Genomic DNA, 16,139 nt, shown 5'->3' on the forward strand with positions numbered 1-16,139 from the left:
AAGGAACGAGATGATGGCTGTTGCCCCAACCCCGATACTCCAGTTCGGAACGAGCCGTTTCCTTCTTGCCCATGCCGATCTGTTCATATCCGAGGCGATGGACCGTGATGAGGCGCTCGGTCCCGTCACGGTCGTCCAGACGACCGGCAATCCAGCCAGTGCCCGCCGGATCCAGGCTCTCGCCGATGGTCGGGCCTATCCTGTGCGGATACGCGGCTTGAAGGACGGGAAGACGATCGACGAGATGCGGCAAGGCAGGGCCATAGCGCGGGCATTGTTTGCCGGCACGGACTGGCCGGCGATCGTCAGCGCCGGGATCGCCGCGGACGTCATCCTCAGCAATACCGGGGACCGGGGCTACGATCTGGACGAAAGCGACGATGTCGTGCGCCTGTCCGAGCCGGATAGGGTGCCGGTGAGTTTTCCCGCAAAACTCCTGGTGTTGCTGTATGCGCGCTGGCGCGCGCGCCCGGGCCGGCCCGTTTCGATTTTTCCGTGCGAACTCGTACAGCGCAACGGCGACAAGCTGAAAGCGATCGTCCTGACGATCGCCAGGAATTGGAAACTGTCATCCGACTTTCGCGGTTACATCGAGGCGCGGTGCCACTTTGCCAATGGCCTGGTCGACCGCATCGTATCCGAGCCGCTTGAGCCGGTCGGAGCGGTCGCCGAACCCTATGCGCTTTGGGCCATCGAGGCGCAGGAAGGTCTGGTTCTGCCTTGCCGACACCCTTCGCTGGTCGTCACCGACAATCTCGACCATTACGAACATCTCAAGCTGCATATCCTCAACCTTGGCCACAGCTACCTGGCCGAACGTTGGCTCGCGGGTAATCGACCGGCAGGCGAGACGGTGCGCGAGATCATGGCCGATCCCCACGTCCGGCGCGACCTGGAAGCCGTCTGGCGTGACGAGGTTGTGCCTGTTTTCGCTCTGGAGGGAATGCGGAACGCCGCCCTGCGCTACGTTGATGAAGTGCGCGAGCGGTTCCTCAATCCCTATCTCGACCACCGGCTGGCCGATATCGCCGGCAACCATACCGAAAAGAAACTACGGCGCATCAAGCCCATGCTCGACAGGGGGCATGCGGCAACGCCGCCGATCTCCCAACCTCTTCTCGCCGCCGCCTTGGAGGCTTCGCATGCGTGATGACGGAAAGGTCTGCATGAGGAATTTGCATCGGCCGGATGCCCAAACCAGCGTATCTGCTGGGATCGGCGTGCCGCCGATTGTGTTATTGAATCGCTGATCACTGAAACCCGGACTTCGCGAGGGAAGGACCTTCATCATGTTGACTATCCGCCGTTTGAGCATCGAAGATGCCCGTATCCTGATTGCGGGGGCGCGCGCCAAAGCAGAGGAGATCGGGGTGCCGATGTGCATCGCCATCGCCGATGAATCGGGCCAGTTGATCGCGTTCGAGCGTATGGATGGCGGGAAGATCACAAGCACGATCATCGCACAGGACAAGGCCTACACGGCCGCCGGCGCAAAGCGGACGACCGAGAGTTACGGTTCGGCAAGTCAGCCTGGTAGCCCGGCCTACGGCATCAATTCGGCAATCGGCGGTCGTTTGATGGTGGTCGCGGGCGGATTGCCGGTGATAGTCGATGGCGATGTCGTGGGCGCCATCGGCCTCAGCTCGGGCACTCCCGCGCAGGACACCCAGTGCGCCCAGGCGGGCATCGACCATTTCCTGGCGTCGAGAGCCTGAGGAAGCCGTAAAGCGGCATCATGCAATTGTGGTCCGATAACTCAACGAGGTTGCCGGGCCATCGGAGGCCGGCATTTCGGCCTCCGGAAAACGCTCAGCGGCCGGCCCGGCGGCCTTGGCCGGAATGAGCGGTTCGCGCGCATAGCCGCGCGGTGACCGAATCTTACCTTTTGTCAGAGGTGGCCAAACCCCGTCGTGCGTCGCGGCGGTGGGTGGTCGGCGTGCCCCAAGACTATTCCCAATACCGAAATCCGTGGGATACGCAGCTGCGGGATCCCCACCGTTATGCATTTTCGTCCGGTTGCGATGGCCGTCGCCGGATTTTCGCGGCGGCTCTTCAACGATGTCGACACCGCATCACATATTCCATGAGATGGTTATTGACTTGTTATACCAGTTGCGAAATATAGCTTCAGGCCGGGTTGCCGGTGGAGGAAATTCGGTCTGGCCAATTACAGGCCAGCCGCTCGCATTTGGAGATTTCGATGACATCGATCGCGTTGTTCGGCGCCGGCGGCAAAATGGGCTATCGGCTCGCCAAGAACCTTAAGGGCTCGCGGTTCGATGTGCGGCATATCGAGGTGAGCGAGGCGGGCAAGAAGCGCCTGTCAGACGATCTAGGCCTGACCTGCGTCGCCGCCGATGAAGGCCTCGATGGCGCGGACGTCGTCATTCTTGCCGTTCCCGACACGGCAATCGGCAAGGTTGCCGCCGGCATTGTCGACAAGCTGAAGCCGGGCACGATGGTCGTGGCGCTCGATGCTGCCGCTCCCTTTGCAGGTCATCTGCCGGAGCGCGCGGACCTCACCTACTTCGTCACGCATCCCTGCCATCCGCCGATCTTCAACGACGAGACGGACCCGGCGGCCAAGCGGGACTTCTTCGGCGGCATCGCCGCCAAGCAGCACATCGTTTCCGCGCTGATGCAGGGTCCCGAGGAGGCCTACGTGCTCGGCGAAGAGATCGCCAAGGTCATCTGGGCGCCGGTCATGCGCTCGCATCGCGTGACCGTCGAGCAGATGGCGCTGCTGGAACCGGGCCTTTCGGAAACCGTTTGCGCCTCGCTGCTCGTCGTGATGCGCGAAGCCATGGACGAGTGTGTGCGTCGCGGCGTTGCCAAGGAGGCCGCCCGCGACTTCCTGCTCGGCCACATGAATGTGCTTGGCGCCGTCATCTTCGAAGAGACGCCGGGCGTATTCTCCGATGCCTGCAACAAGGCCATCGAGTTCGGCAAGCCCGTGCTGATGAAGGATGACTGGAAGCGTGTGTTCGAGCCCGCGGAAATCGCGGCCAGCATCCAGCGCATCACCTGATTTTCCGGCGGGCCTGGCCCGCCGCATCCGGCGCCATGTGTGCCGGGTAAAGATTGCACCGGTGCGGCCATTTTCATGGAGGGATGGTCGCAGGGAGCCGGTGCTTAACCGGGAGGAGACCAATGAATATTACCCGCAGACTGATTACCGTCGGCTTTGCTGCCGTCATGGCCGCAAGCGTCGCCATGCCGTCCTTCGCCGCAGATCTCATCGCCATCATCACGCCGAGCCACGACAACCCGTTCTTCAAGGCGGAAGCCGTCGGCGCGGAAGCCAAGGCGAAGGAACTAGGCTACGACACACTGGTTCTGGTGCATGACGACGACGCCAACAAGCAGTCGCAGCTTGTCGACACGGCGATCGGCCGCGGCGCCAAGGCGATCATTCTCGACAATGCCGGTTCGGAAGCCTCGATCGCCGCCGTGCAGAAGGCCAAGGATGCCGGCATCCCGTCCTTCCTGATCGACCGCGAAATCAACGCCACGGGCGTCGCCGTCTCGCAGATCGTTTCGAACAACTACCAGGGTGCGCAGCTCGGCGCCGAAGAGTTCGTGAAGCTGATGGGCGAGAAGGGCAACTATGTCGAGCTGCTCGGCCGCGAAGCCGATCTCAATGCCGGCATCCGCTCCAAGGGCTACCACGACGTCATCGACGAATATCCTGATATGAAGATGGTCGCCCAGCAGTCGGCCAACTGGAGCCAGACCGAAGGCTACTCCAAGATGGAGACCATCCTTCAGGCGAACCCCGATATCCAGGGCGTGATCGCCGGCAACGACACAATGGCCATGGGTGCGATCGCGGCCCTGCAGGCTGCCGGCCGCAAGGATGTCATCGTCGTCGGTTTCGACGGGTCCAACGACGTGCGCGACTCCATCAAGGCGGGCGGCATCAAGGCGACCGTCATGCAGCCGGCCTATGCGCAGGCACAGCTCGCCGTTACCCAGGCGCATGAGTACATCACGACCGGCAAGGCGCCGGCCGAGGAAAAGCAGCTCATGGACTGCGTGCTCATCACGGCCGACAACGCTGACAAGCTCGAGACCTTCGCGCTGACAGAGTAATCGTCGCACGATGGCGCGAGGCGGGGTGCGGTCCCGCCTCGCGTTCCTTGTTCCATGACGGAGAATCGGAATGCCAAGGTATCAGGCTGCCTGGACACTCGTTTTTGCCGGGATGCTCGCGCTTTCGGGCTGCAAGCTCGTCAAGACGGAAGACGAGCAGAAACAGGCGGCGGCCGGCGCCTTCAACCCGGACAAGATGGTCGCCGAGATCTGGGATGCCAAGGTCGTGCCCTTCCTTCAGGAGCGTGCCGGCACCTTCCAGGAGGTCTCGGCGCTTGCGGCCGAAAATCTCGACGCCGCAGCTGAAAAATACGGCCACAAGGAAAAGCAGGGCAACGCGCCCTGGACCTTTGCCGCCAGGATCGACGGCGTGATCGTCGCAGAGGAAACCAAGTCCCGCGCCGGCTATGTCGATGTCGACGTCGACGGCGACCGGAAGGCTGACGTGCGCGTTGCCATCGGCCCGGCCATCCGCGGCACGGCGATCCGCGACAGCCTGAAATTCATCAACTTCAACGAATTCAAGAACCAGATCGAATGGGCGCAGTACGGCAAGTCGTTCAACACCCATGTCAACGGCCTGTTGCTCGAAAAATTGCCGCGTGAAAACCTGACGGGCAAGACGATCAAGGCGCTCGGCGCCTATCCGCTGCCGGCCAAAGGACAGCTGCCGCTTTTCGTGCCCGTCACCATCACGGTCGGAGGCTGACATGAGCGCCACCGATGACGGCGACGTCATTCTCGAACTGAAGGACATCACCAAGGCCTATTCCGGCATCGTGGCGCTCAAGAAGGCGGACCTGAAGCTGCGCCGCGGCGCGGTCAACGTGCTTGTGGGCGAGAATGGCGCCGGCAAGTCCACCATGATGCGCATCATCGCCGGAGTCGAACGCCCGACGCTCGGCGAAATCTGGATGGATGGCGAGCGCATTCATCTCGACAGTCCTGCGGACGCGGTCCGCCACGGCATCGGTATCGTCTTCCAGGAGCTGAACCTCTTCGGCAATCTCTCGGTCGCCGAAAACATCTTTGCGACGCGCGAGATCACACGCGGCTTGCGCGGTATCGATCACAAGGCGCAGGTCGAGAAGGCCAACGAATTCCTCAATCGCCTCGAAGCCGGCATCTCGGCCGACACGCTGGCGGAAGACCTGCCGATCGGCCAGCAGCAGCTTGTCGAGATCGCCCGCGCCGTCTCGCTCGACACACGCATCCTCATCATGGACGAGCCGACCTCGGCGTTGAGCGCTGCGGAAGTCGACGTGCTCTTCCGCGTCATCGCCGATCTCAAGGCGCGTGGCGTGGCCATCGTCTATATCTCGCACCGGCTGGAGGAGCTGATGCGCATCGGCGACTACATCACCGTCCTCAAGGACGGCCAGATTACCGGCCATGCGATGGTCAAGGACATCGACACGCGCTGGATCGTGCGTTCCATGATCGGCTCGGATGCCAAGGATTTCGCCAAGCAGCTGGATCACGAACCCGGCGAAGAGGTCTTCCGTGCCGAGGATATCTGCCTGCCCCGCGCGCAGGGCGGCTATGCCGTCGATCATGTCTCGATCGGAGTGCGCAAGGGCGAAATCCTCGGCATCTACGGCCTGATGGGGGCGGGGCGTTCCGAGCTTTTCGAATGCATCATGGGCCGGCACGAGCATTCCAGCGGCAAGATCTTCGTCGAGGGCGAGGAATTGAAGGGGCGCGACACGACGCGGCGCATCCGCGAGGGCCTGTCGCTGATCCCGGAAGACCGGCAGCGCGAAGGCCTCGTGCAGTCCATGTCGATTGCCGACAATCTGTCGATGGCAAGCCTCGGCCAGTTCCTGAAGGCCGGCTTCCACATCGACCTGAAGCGCGAGAAGGAGGCGATCGCCAATGCGATCCGCAACCTCTCGATCAAGGCGAAGAACCCCGATCTCGACGTCACCTCCATGTCGGGCGGCAACCAGCAGAAGGTCGTCATCGGCAAGGCGCTGATGACCGGGCCGAAGGTGCTTTTGATGGACGAGCCGAGCCGCGGCATCGATGTCGGTGCCAAGGCGGATGTATTCCGTACCATGCGGCGGCTGGCGGGCGAGGGGCTCGCCATCCTCTTCTCCACCTCCGACCTCGAAGAGGTCATGGCGCTCTCCGACCGCATCGCCGTCATGAGCAACGGCCGGCTGGTGATGGTGGTGGACCGTAAGGACGCCACCGAGGACATGGTGATTTCGGCCTCCGCAGAGGGACACAAAACCAAAAGGATGCATGCGTGATGACGACAGCAACGCACACTGCCGCCACCGGCAACCACCTCTCCACCGGCGCCGCCCTGCTGACGCTGATGAAGCTTCGCACCTTCATCGCGCTCTTTGCGGTCATCATCTTCTTCTCGATCTTCGCGCCGAACTTCCTGTCGGCCGCGAACATGATCCTGATGTCGAAGCACGCGACGCAGAACGCCTTCCTCGCCATCGGCATGACCTTCGTCATCATCACCGGCGGCATCGACCTGTCGGTCGGCTCCATCGTCGGCCTCTGCGGCATGATCGCCGGCGGCCTCATCATGTATGGCGTGGCGCTGCCGCTCGGCTACACCGTCTATTTCAACGTCGTCGAGGTGGCGATCATCGTGGCTATCGTCGGTATCGCGATCGGGGCGATCAACGGCCTGCTTATCACCCGCCTCAACGTCGCACCCTTCATCGCGACGCTCGGTACACTCTACGTCGCGCGCGGCATGGCGCTGCTGTACTCCGATGGTCAAACGCTGCCCAATCTGACGGGACGCGAAGACCTCGGAAACCAGGGCTTCGCCTATCTCGGCTCGGGCTCCATCCTCGGGCTTCCGGTTTCCGTCTGGATCCTCATCGTCGTGGCGCTCGGAGCGGCCTATTTCGCCCGCTTCGTGCCGCTCGGCCGGCATATCTTCGCCGTTGGCGGCAATGAGCGCGCGTCGCGCATGTCCGGCATCCGCGTCAACCGCGTCAAGATGTTCGTCTACATGTTCTCCGGCTTCTGCGCGGCCATCGTCGGCCTTATCATTTCCTCGGAACTGATGGCCTCCCACCCGGCGACCGGCACCAATCTCGAACTGAATGCCATTGCGGCGGCGGTTCTGGGTGGTACATCCATGTCGGGCGGGCGCGGCACGATCGGCGGCACGATCATTGGCGCCTTCGTGATCGGGATTCTCTCGGACGGTCTGGTGATGATGGGTGTCAGTTCCTTCTGGCAGATGGTGATCAAGGGCCTCGTGATCATCGTGGCCGTTGTGGTCGACCAGGCGCAGCGCCGCCTCCAGCAGCGCGTCACCCTGATGCAGATGGCAAAGGCAGGCTGAGCATGACGAAGACCAAGGGTGCGCTGATCGGCTGCGGCTTCTTCGCCGTGAACCAGATGCATGGCTGGCAGGATCTCGCCGATGTCGAGATCGTCGCGATCTGCGACCGTGATCCCGAGCGCCTGCGCGTCGTCGGCGACCAGTTTGGCGTCGAAAGGCGCTACCAGTCGGCGGAGGCGCTGTTTGCCGATGGCGGCTTCGATTTCGTTGATATCGCAACGACCGTCGGCAGCCACCGCGCGCTGGTCGAGCTTGCCGCCAGCCACAAGGTGCCGGCGATCTGCCAGAAGCCGTTCGCACCGACGCTGGCTGATGCCAAGGCCATGGTCGCCGTTGCGGATACTGCCGGCATTCCGTTGATGATCCACGAGAATTTCCGCTGGCAGACGCCGATCCTCGCGGTCAAGGCGGTGCTGGACAGTGGTGCCATCGGCGAGCCCTTCTGGGGGCGCGTCTCCTTCCGCTCCGGCTTCGATGTCTTCTCCGGCCAGCCTTATCTCGCCAAGGGCAAGCGCTTCATCATCGAGGACCTCGGCATCCATTCGCTCGACATCGCCCGCTTCCTGTTCGGCGACGCGAGCCGCGTGACCGCCCGCACGCGCCGCGTCAATCCCGACATCGCCGGCGAGGATGTCGCGACCATGCTGCTCGACCATGACAATGGCATCACCTCGATCGTCGATGTCAGCTATGCGACGAAACTGCCGGAAGAGCCGTTCCCGGAAACCTTCGTCGAAATCGACGGTACCAGGGGCACGCTGCGTCTGGGCAAGGATTACAAGCTGACGGTCCATGGCCCTGACGGCACGGTACAAAGCGTGGTCGCGCCGAACCTGCTGCCCTGGGCGTCACGGCCCTGGCACAACATTCAGGAAAGTGTCGCGCTCATTCAGAAACACTGGGCCGAACGGTTGGCGGAAGGCCGCGAGCCGGATACGTCCGGGCGCGACAACCTGAAGACCTTCGCCCTCGTCGAGGCCGCCTATCTCAGTGCCGAAAGTGGCGAGACCGTCGTGATTGCGGATTTGCTGGCATGAGCGGCGACCTGCTCAGGCTTTACGGCACGAACGAGCGCGAGCCGGAAAGCCGCACGCTCGTGGCCGGCGACCTGAGCGTGGTCTTGCAGGACGGCAATCTGCGGACCCTGCGGTTCCGTGGCCATGAGGTGCTGCGGGCCGTGGCCTTCCTCGTGCGTGACAAGGATTGGGGTACCTGCAGCGCCGCAATCAACGATCTTGAGGTGCGGGCGACGGAGGCTGGTTTCTCGGTGACCTACGAGGCTCGCTTCAGCGCTCCCGACGGCGCCAATCTCGATTGCGCCATCGCCATATCCGGTACGGCCGAAACCGTTGCCTTCTCCGCCGATTGCGTCAGCGACGCGGCGTTCGAGACGGCGCGTGCGGGGTTTGTGGTATTGCACCCCGTCGCCGGTGTCGCAGGGCAACCCGTGTCGGTCCGTCATGGCGATGGCAGCGTCGAGCATGCGCATTGGCCGGAGCGGATCGAGCCCTGGCAGCCCTTCATGGATATCGCGGCGATCACCCACCAGGTCGCGCCTGGCGTCTCGGCGGTGACAGAGTTCGTCGGCGATATCTTCGAGATGGAAGACCAGCGCAACTGGACCGACGGCTCCTACAAGACCTATGTGCGCCCGCTGGCTCTGCCCTGGCCTTACCGCATCGCGCGGCATGAGCCGTTCAGCCAGAAGGTTCTCGTTGAAATTCAGTCGGTCGGCGATGCGGGTTTCGCCAAGGACGCGTCCGATGCGGTGACATTGACACTCGCGCGGACGGACCGCCGCTTCCCCGAAATCGGCGTCGGCCTGCGTCCGGAATGCCTTGCAGAGGAACGGTCGGCGCTCGGGGTGTTAGAGACCGTCGGCGCACGCCACCTGATCGCGTATTTCGATCCCGGTGCGGGGCATAGCTTGCCCGCATTGAAGGGCTATGCCGACATCGCGGAAAAATCGGGACTGAAGGTCACTCTGGAGGTTGCCGTCGCCTGCCAGCGTGCGTTGGACGAGGAAATGTCCGAACTCGCGTCGCTGGTTCGCGAAGCGCAATTGACGCTCGACAGCCTGTTCGTCTGCCCGTCGGTGGACCGTCAGTCGACGCCGCCGGGAAGCGCATGGCCGGAATGCCCGCCGCTGGAGGATGTTTACGCCGCCGCACGGGCTGACTTGCCGAATGTCCGGCTTGGCGGCGGCATGATGAGCTATTTCACGGAGCTCAACCGCAAGCGCGTGCCGGGCGACCGCATCGATTATGTGAGCCATTGCACGAACCCCATCGTGCACGCGGCCGACGATCTCTCGGTCATGCAGACCTTCGAGGCCTTGCGCTATGTCGTCGGCTCGGTCCGAGCACTCTATGGCGAGACGCCCTATCGCATCGGGCCTTCGACGATTGCGATGCGCCAGAACCCCTATGGCAGTACGACCAAGGAGAACCCTGCCGGCCGGCGCATTCCGATGGCCAATGTCGATCCGCGCCACAATGGTCAGTTCGGTGCCGCCTGGACGCTGGCTTACGCCGCAACGGTTGCTACGGCCGGGCCCGAAGTGCTGACGCTTTCCACACTTGCAGGCCCCTTCGGGCTGGTGGCGGGGGCGGGCGAGGCGACGGCTCCTGGCGAACTGCGGCCGCTTGCCCACGTCCTCGCGCGCCTTGGCGCGCTGGCGGGACACAATGTGCGGTCTGTCGAAACGTCACGGCCGGACGCTGTTCTGGGTCTTGCGTCGGATAGGATGATCCTGCTCGCCAACATCACGCCGGAACCGCAGACCGTGGTGCTGCCCTCTCCGCCGCACCAGGTTTCATTGATCGGCGGCGAGGGGCTGCCGGCCGCCGAAAGGGTCGTCCTGCCGCCCTATGGCTGCGTGGAAGCCGTGCTCTGAGGCGATTTCTGTCCCTTGAGCGTATAGAGCGCGCGGGAACGTTCGAGATGCTTGATCATCACCTTCTCGGCCTGATCCGCATTGCCCTTCTCGATGGCGCGGATGATCTCCTCGTGCTCGGCGAGGGTGACATTCTCGCGGCCTGTCCAGATCAGCATTTCGGTGTGATAGGACTTCAGCCAGCCCAGCATCGCGCCGCTGACGGCGGCGAAGATCGGATTGCCGGAAATGCGTGCGATGCACTGGTGAAAACCCATGTCGGCCTCGATGAAGGCATCCGCATCGCCAAGATTTGCCTTCTGCCTGTCGAGAAGGGTGCGCAGCTCAGCGATATGCTCCGGCGTCGCCTTGACGGCGGCCTCGCGGATCATGCCCCGTTCGAAGAAGATGCGGGCATTCTTCAAGTGTTCCAGCGAGTCGGAAGAACCCGAGAGCATCAGCTTGGCCGGCAGGTCGACCTGCCGGATGATGGACTCGGCCGTGATGCGCAGTACCTTGGCACGCTCGCCTTGCGAAATCTCGACCAGTCCCTTGCCGGCGAGCGCCTGCATGGCTTCGCGGATCGCGGGGCGCCCGACGCCGTAGCGCTCCATGAGTTCACGTTCGGAGGGCATGTCGTCGCCGGCCTGCAGTTCGCCGGTCTCGATCATGGTTTTCAGCCGCGCGAAGACTTCATCGGAGAGTTTCTTGCGGATGATCGGTTCGGAAACGACGGTCATGAGTCACCTGATTTCGACAGGCTTGAATATGCATCAAGTTTAATCGTCGCAACAGCTTTCGCCGCAAACGGCTTGCAATAACATGAATACTCATTATACCAGTTTTTCATGCCGGACAAGCTGATTGCGCCGAACCGCGGAGGAGAAAACATGATCCGTCTGACCTATCGGATAGAGACAGCAGGTTCGGTGGAGAAGATGGCGGCGAAGATCGCCAGCGACCAGTCGACCGGCACCTTCGTTGCGCTGCCGGGCGAGACGGAAGAGCTGAAGGCCCGCGTGGCGGCGCGAGTCGTCGACATCCGCGCCCTGCCATCGGCCGATCGTCCTTCGTTTCCCGACGAAGCGGGCGGCGCGACGCGGTTCAACCGAGCCGATGTCGATATCGATTTCCCGCTGGATGCTGTCGGTACCGATCTTGCCGCGCTGATGACGATTGCCATCGGCGGTGTCTTTTCGATCAAGGGCATGACCGGTATCCGCATCGTCGACATGAAGCTGCCGCCGGAATTCGCCGCAGCCCATCCCGGCCCGCAGTTCGGCGTTCCCGGCAGTTTTGCGCTGACGGGGGTAAAGGACCGGCCGATCATCGGCACCATCGTCAAGCCGGCGCTCGGCCTTCGACCGCATGAGACGGCGCAGATGGTCGGCGAACTGATCGACGCCGGCGTCGATTTCATCAAGGACGACGAGAAATTGATGAGCCCTGCCTATTCGTCGCTGGGCGATCGCGTGGCGGCGATCATGCCGAAGATCCTCGATCGTGAGCAGAAGACCGGCAAGAAGGTGATGTACGCCTTCGGTATCAGCCATGCCGATCCCGACGAGATGATGCGCAATCACGATCTGGTTCTGGCGGCAGGCGGCAATTGCGCCGTCGTCAACATCAACTCGATCGGCTTTGGCGGCATGGCGTTTCTGCGCAAGCGTTCCGGCCTCGTCGTGCACGCTCACCGCAATGGCTGGGACATCCTCACGCGCCATGCCGGCCTGGGTTTCGAATTCTCGGTCTGGCAGCAGTTCTGGCGTCTGCTCGGCGTCGACCAGTTCCAGATCAACGGCATCCGCGTGAAGTACTGGGAGCCCGATGAGAGTTTCGTGCGATCCTACAAGGCCGTTACCACGCCGCTCTTCTCGGAAAGCGACGTGGCGCTTCCTGTCATCGGCTCGGGCCAGTGGGGCGGACAGGCGCCCGACACGATTGCCGCCACCGGCGGCTCGACCGACCTGCTCTATCTCTGCGGAGGCGGCATCGTCAGCCATCCGGGCGGACCGGGCGCCGGGGTTAAGGCCGTGAAGCAGGCCTGGGAGGCGGCGGTGGAAGGTATACCGCTCGACGCCTATGCCAAAGAGCATCCGGAACTTGCGCAATCCATCGAGAAATTTGCCGACGGCAAGGCGGCCTGAGCATGACGCGACCCCTCATCAGTTACTATGGCGACGATTTCACCGGCTCCACCGATGTCATGGAGGCGCTTGCCTCGAATGGCGTCGAGACCGTGCTTTTCCTGAAGGTGCCGGACGCGGACCTGCTCTCGCGCTTTTCCGGTGTGCGTGCTTATGGCCTTGCCGGCACCAGCCGCAGCGAAACGCCCGAATGGATGGATGTGAACCTGGCCGAGGCCTTTTCCTGGTTGAAGTCGCTGGACGCGGAACTTTGCCATTACAAGGTCTGCTCGACCTTCGATTCCGCGCCGCATGTCGGCAGCATCGGCCGCGCCATGGAAATCGGCCGGAAGGTTTTCGGCGAGGCTACAGTTCCTCTCATCGTCGGTGCGCCGCAGATTCGTCGCTACACGGCCTTCGGCGAGCTGTTCGCGGCCTATCAGGGCCGCAATTATCGTATCGACAGGCATCCGGTCATGTCACGCCATCCCGTCACGCCGATGGATGAGGCGAACGTGCTGCTGCATCTCGCACGGCAGACCTCATTGTCTTCCGCACTGGTGGATAATGTCGCTTTGCTCGGCCACGCCGACCCGGCTGAAGCAGACATCCTGTTGCTCGACGTGCTTGACGACAGGACGCAGCGGGCGGCCGGTACTCTGCTCTGGAACCATTTGCGCGCGAAGAGCCGTTTCGTCTGCGGCTCCTCGGGCGTCGAATATGCGCTCATACCCGCGTGGCGGGACAGTGGATTGATCGGTCCGGCGCCGGTTTTTGCCGCTGCCGGCCCGGTGGATCGCATCGCGGTCGTGTCGGGCAGCGTGTCCCCGACGACGGAACGCCAGATCCGGCATGCCCTGGCAAACGGCTTCGAAGGCGTGACGGTCGATCCGGTCGCGCTGTCGGTGCAAGAAAATGCAAGCACCATCATGGAAGCGGTCGATGCCGGTCTCAAGGTGCTGGAGAGTGGCCGAAGCGTGGTGCTCTACACCGCGCTCGGACCATCCGCCGATCGCGGCGGCGAGCTCGATTCCTCAACGGGTGCGCGCCACCGACTCGGCCGGGCACTGGGCCGCATCCAGTCCGAACTGATCACACGCGCCGGCCTTTCGCGCGCCGTCGTCGCCGGCGGCGACACGTCGAGCCACGCTCTCGGCGAAATGGGCATCAGCGCCTTGACGCTGAAAATGCCGCTTCCTCAGACGCCGGGCTCGCCGCTCTGCATTGCGCATGGCGGCGCCGCAGACGGCCTGCAGATCGCCCTGAAGGGCGGCCAGGTCGGGGGCGACGACTATTTCAGCATGATCAGGGCCGGTGGGGCAGGCGGGCAGATGTGACAGGGCCCACGCGGGATCGCGCACGCCGCATCCGCCCGTTTACTCCTGCCAGTACGATCGCGACCACCGGCGGGCCTTGTGGCCGCTTTTCCAGGGTGTCAGCAGATATTCCACCGCGACCACCAGCAGGAAGCTCACGATACCGAGCGCGGCGAGGAAGGTGATCGCCGAAAAGGTGCCGGCCGTATTCAGGCGGGAATTCGCCTGCAGCAGATAGGCGCCGATGCCGCCGCTGGTCGAGGCCGTCCATTCCGCGATGACCGCGCCGGTAACGCTGAAGGTGGCAGAGAGTTTGAGGGCGGAGAACAGCGGCGAGTAGGTCGCGGGCAGTTTGACGTGGCGGAATGTGCTGAACTTCGACGCGCCCATGGAGCGCACCAGATTGAGCACGTCCTTGTCGACGGAAGCAAGGCCGTCGAGCACGTTGACGACGACGGGAAAGAAGACGACCAGCGCAACGATGACAAGTTTCGGCGCGAGCCCGAAGCCCAGCCAGATCGTCAGCGCTGCTGAAATCGCGATGATCGGGATGGCCTGGCTGAGGATCAGGATGGGATAGAGGATGCCACGCACCGTCCGCGACATGTCCATCAGCACCGCGAAAACGAAACCGGTCCCGGCGCCCAGCGTGAAGCCGAGCAGGAATTCCAGGAAGGTCACGCCGAAGCCTTTGACCAGTGTCTGCCAATCCTCGGAAATGTGGTTCGCGACGTCCGACGGCGACGGCATCACGTAGCGCGGCACCTCATAGAACCAGACGAGGAAAGCCCAGGCGCCGACGACGAGCACGAGTGCGGCGACCGGATAGAAGATCTTGAGAAGCACGCTTCTGTTTTCCGTCAGATCATGCATGGGGTGCGGCCTCCTCGTTGGCAGGCGATGCATTGTTGTAGATGGTGCCCAAGATGCGCTGCTTGAGCGCAACGAATTCCGGGCGCGTCAGGCTTGAGACGGGCCGCGGCCGTTCGATCGGCACATCGATGATCTCGTGAATGCGGCCCGGCCTGGGCGTCATCACCACGACACGGTCAGCCAGGAAGATCGCTTCGTCGATGTCATGGGTGACGAAGACGATGGTCCGTTTTTCTTTTTCCCACACGCTGAGCAGCCATTGCTGCATGGACAGACGCGTCTGGCTGTCGAGCGCGCCAAAGGGTTCGTCCAGCAGCATCACGTCGTGATGCATGGCGAGCGTCCGCATCAGCGCCACGCGCTGGCGCATGCCGCCGGAAAGGGCGGCCGGATAGTGGTTGATGAAGTCGCCGAGGCCGTAACGCCGGGCGAGGGCCACGCCCTCATCGCGCTCGGCACGCGAAGCGCCGCCCTTGAGCACTGCGCCGAGCACGATGTTGTCCAAGACGGTCCGCCACGGCAGCAGCAGGTCCTTCTGCAACATGTAGCCGACATGGCCGGACTGGTTCGTGACGTCCTTGCCGTCGATCAGCACCTTTCCGGTGCTGGGCTGGAGAACACCTGCGATGATGTTGAACATCGTGCTTTTGCCGCAGCCGGACGGGCCGACAACGGAGATGAACTCTCCGGGCTTGACCGCAAGCTCGGTCGAGGAAAGCGCGGTCAAGTCGCCGAAGGTGCGTGATACGCCCATCAATGCGAGTTTTGGAGCCTGTTCCATGTCGTTCAAGTTCCCGATTCCCTAGAGCGTGATGCAGCGTTCGCGGCCGAACCACACGAGGTCCTCCACCTTTACGGCGATGCCGTCTCGGGCCGCAAAGGGCTCGATCGCCCATGCGCCCCACATCGGCGTCGCATTGCCGGCATCGATGAACTGGTGAAGATAGGCCGCCCCGGCGGTAAGCGAGTGGCCGATATTGCCGAGTTGGTCGAGCAGCACATATCCTTCCGAGACAAGCCGTTCGTGGCTCATGCCGAAAAGTTCGTTCGCCGGCATGCCGGGCCGGCATTTCTCCAGCGTTTCGTAATGGATCGCTTCGAGGTCCGACAGCGCCTTGCGCGCCTCCGGCCAGTCGCCGATCACGCTACAGCGCGTGCAGTCGCCCCAGGAGCCATCGGCAGTTATGGGGTGGACATCGACCATGAGCACATCCCGCTCGGCGGCCTTGAGCGTCGTCGGCGGGTTGGTCGGAAAGCAGACGAGCGTGTTCTCGCCCAGACCGACATTGGTGATCGTCCAGACATGGGCGATGCCCTGGGCGGTGAGATAGTCGCTCACGGCAAGCTCGACATCCTGCTCGCTGATGCCGGCGGCGGCGGCGGCGAGACCTGCCGCCGCCGCGCCCTTTGCGATCCGTTGTGCCGCCACCAGTCCGGGCGGCGGCAGGTCCGAGACGTCGGGACCGGGCCGATAGGTCCAGGCGGGAACGACGCGGCGCGAAGAGGCGGTGGCGGTCATGGCGGTCTCCCGTCGC

15 protein-coding genes are annotated in these 16,139 nt (G+C 63.2%); 11 read left to right on the top strand and 4 right to left on the bottom strand.

Annotation, left to right across the window (positions count from 1 at the left end; genetic code table 11):
* Nucleotides 1-13 precede the first annotated feature (13 nt).
* The 9 genes from B5M41_RS02670 (at nucleotide 14) to apnL (ending at nucleotide 10,310) form a co-directional block, all read left to right on the top strand.
* Nucleotides 14-1,150 (top strand): mannitol dehydrogenase family protein, encoded by a 1,137-nt coding sequence (locus tag B5M41_RS02670; protein ID WP_134648639.1) that lies wholly within the window; start codon nucleotides 14-16, stop codon nucleotides 1,148-1,150.
* Nucleotides 1,151-1,289: 139 nt separating this feature from the next.
* Nucleotides 1,290-1,715, top strand: a complete 426-nt coding sequence (locus tag B5M41_RS02675) for a GlcG/HbpS family heme-binding protein (RefSeq protein ID WP_134648640.1) — start codon at nucleotides 1,290-1,292, stop codon at nucleotides 1,713-1,715.
* A gap of 485 nt (nucleotides 1,716-2,200) precedes the next feature.
* Nucleotides 2,201-3,028: a phosphogluconate dehydrogenase C-terminal domain-containing protein gene (locus B5M41_RS02680; protein ID WP_134648641.1), complete on the top strand. Its 828-nt coding sequence runs from the start codon at nucleotides 2,201-2,203 to the stop codon at nucleotides 3,026-3,028.
* Nucleotides 3,029-3,150: 122 nt separating this feature from the next.
* Nucleotides 3,151-4,092, top strand: coding sequence for a D-ribose ABC transporter substrate-binding protein (locus B5M41_RS02685; RefSeq protein WP_134648642.1), 942 nt, complete (start codon nucleotides 3,151-3,153; stop codon nucleotides 4,090-4,092).
* Nucleotides 4,093-4,162: 70 nt separating this feature from the next.
* On the top strand, nucleotides 4,163-4,801 hold the full coding sequence (locus tag B5M41_RS02690) for a DUF2291 family protein (protein ID WP_134648643.1): 639 nt from the start codon (nucleotides 4,163-4,165) through the stop codon (nucleotides 4,799-4,801).
* Between the two features lies 1 nt (nucleotide 4,802).
* Entirely contained in the window at nucleotides 4,803-6,347 is a 1,545-nt protein-coding gene (locus B5M41_RS02695; RefSeq protein ID WP_134648644.1) for a sugar ABC transporter ATP-binding protein, read from the top strand.
* Entirely contained in the window at nucleotides 6,347-7,414 is a 1,068-nt protein-coding gene (locus tag B5M41_RS02700) for an ABC transporter permease (RefSeq protein ID WP_134648645.1), read from the top strand. Before B5M41_RS02695 ends, B5M41_RS02700 begins: the two co-directional genes overlap by 1 nt.
* A 2-nt stretch (nucleotides 7,415-7,416) precedes the next feature.
* Nucleotides 7,417-8,451: a Gfo/Idh/MocA family protein gene (locus B5M41_RS02705; protein WP_134648646.1), complete on the top strand. Its 1,035-nt coding sequence runs from the start codon at nucleotides 7,417-7,419 to the stop codon at nucleotides 8,449-8,451.
* On the top strand, nucleotides 8,448-10,310 hold the full coding sequence (gene apnL / locus B5M41_RS02710) for a D-apionate lactonase (protein ID WP_134648647.1): 1,863 nt from the start codon (nucleotides 8,448-8,450) through the stop codon (nucleotides 10,308-10,310). Before B5M41_RS02705 ends, apnL begins: the two co-directional genes overlap by 4 nt.
* Here the strand turns inward: apnL and B5M41_RS02715 are convergent.
* Nucleotides 10,283-11,029 carry a transcriptional regulator NanR gene (locus tag B5M41_RS02715; RefSeq protein WP_134648648.1) on the bottom strand — a complete coding sequence of 249 codons (747 nt, stop codon included), beginning with the start codon at nucleotides 11,027-11,029 and terminating at the stop codon, nucleotides 10,283-10,285. The two genes, apnL and B5M41_RS02715, sit on opposite strands and share 28 nt — an antisense overlap.
* Before the next feature lie 150 nt (nucleotides 11,030-11,179).
* On the opposite strand from B5M41_RS02715, the gene oiaX reads away from it, so the two are divergent.
* Nucleotides 11,180-12,436, top strand: coding sequence for a 3-oxo-isoapionate-4-phosphate decarboxylase OiaX (gene oiaX / locus B5M41_RS02720; RefSeq protein ID WP_134648649.1), 1,257 nt, complete (start codon nucleotides 11,180-11,182; stop codon nucleotides 12,434-12,436).
* 2 nt (nucleotides 12,437-12,438) lie between these two features.
* Entirely contained in the window at nucleotides 12,439-13,752 is a 1,314-nt protein-coding gene (locus B5M41_RS02725) for a four-carbon acid sugar kinase family protein (RefSeq protein WP_134648650.1), read from the top strand.
* 39 nt (nucleotides 13,753-13,791) lie between these two features.
* Here the strand turns inward: B5M41_RS02725 and B5M41_RS02730 are convergent, their stop codons facing one another.
* From B5M41_RS02730 to B5M41_RS02740, 3 genes are read right to left on the bottom strand one after another with little or no spacing between them, the layout of a single operon-like run.
* Nucleotides 13,792-14,604 carry an ABC transporter permease gene (locus B5M41_RS02730; protein WP_134648651.1) on the bottom strand — a complete coding sequence of 271 codons (813 nt, stop codon included), beginning with the start codon at nucleotides 14,602-14,604 and terminating at the stop codon, nucleotides 13,792-13,794.
* Nucleotides 14,597-15,385, bottom strand: coding sequence for an ABC transporter ATP-binding protein (locus tag B5M41_RS02735; protein ID WP_134648652.1), 789 nt, complete (start codon nucleotides 15,383-15,385; stop codon nucleotides 14,597-14,599). Before B5M41_RS02735 ends, B5M41_RS02730 begins: the two co-directional genes overlap by 8 nt.
* Before the next feature lie 21 nt (nucleotides 15,386-15,406).
* On the bottom strand, nucleotides 15,407-16,123 hold the full coding sequence (locus tag B5M41_RS02740; RefSeq protein WP_134648653.1) for a M24 family metallopeptidase: 717 nt from the start codon (nucleotides 16,121-16,123) through the stop codon (nucleotides 15,407-15,409).
* Nucleotides 16,124-16,139 lie beyond the last annotated feature (16 nt).

This window comes from Shinella sumterensis (assembly GCF_004514425.2).
Taxonomy (GTDB): Bacteria; Pseudomonadota; Alphaproteobacteria; order Rhizobiales; family Rhizobiaceae; genus Shinella; species Shinella sumterensis.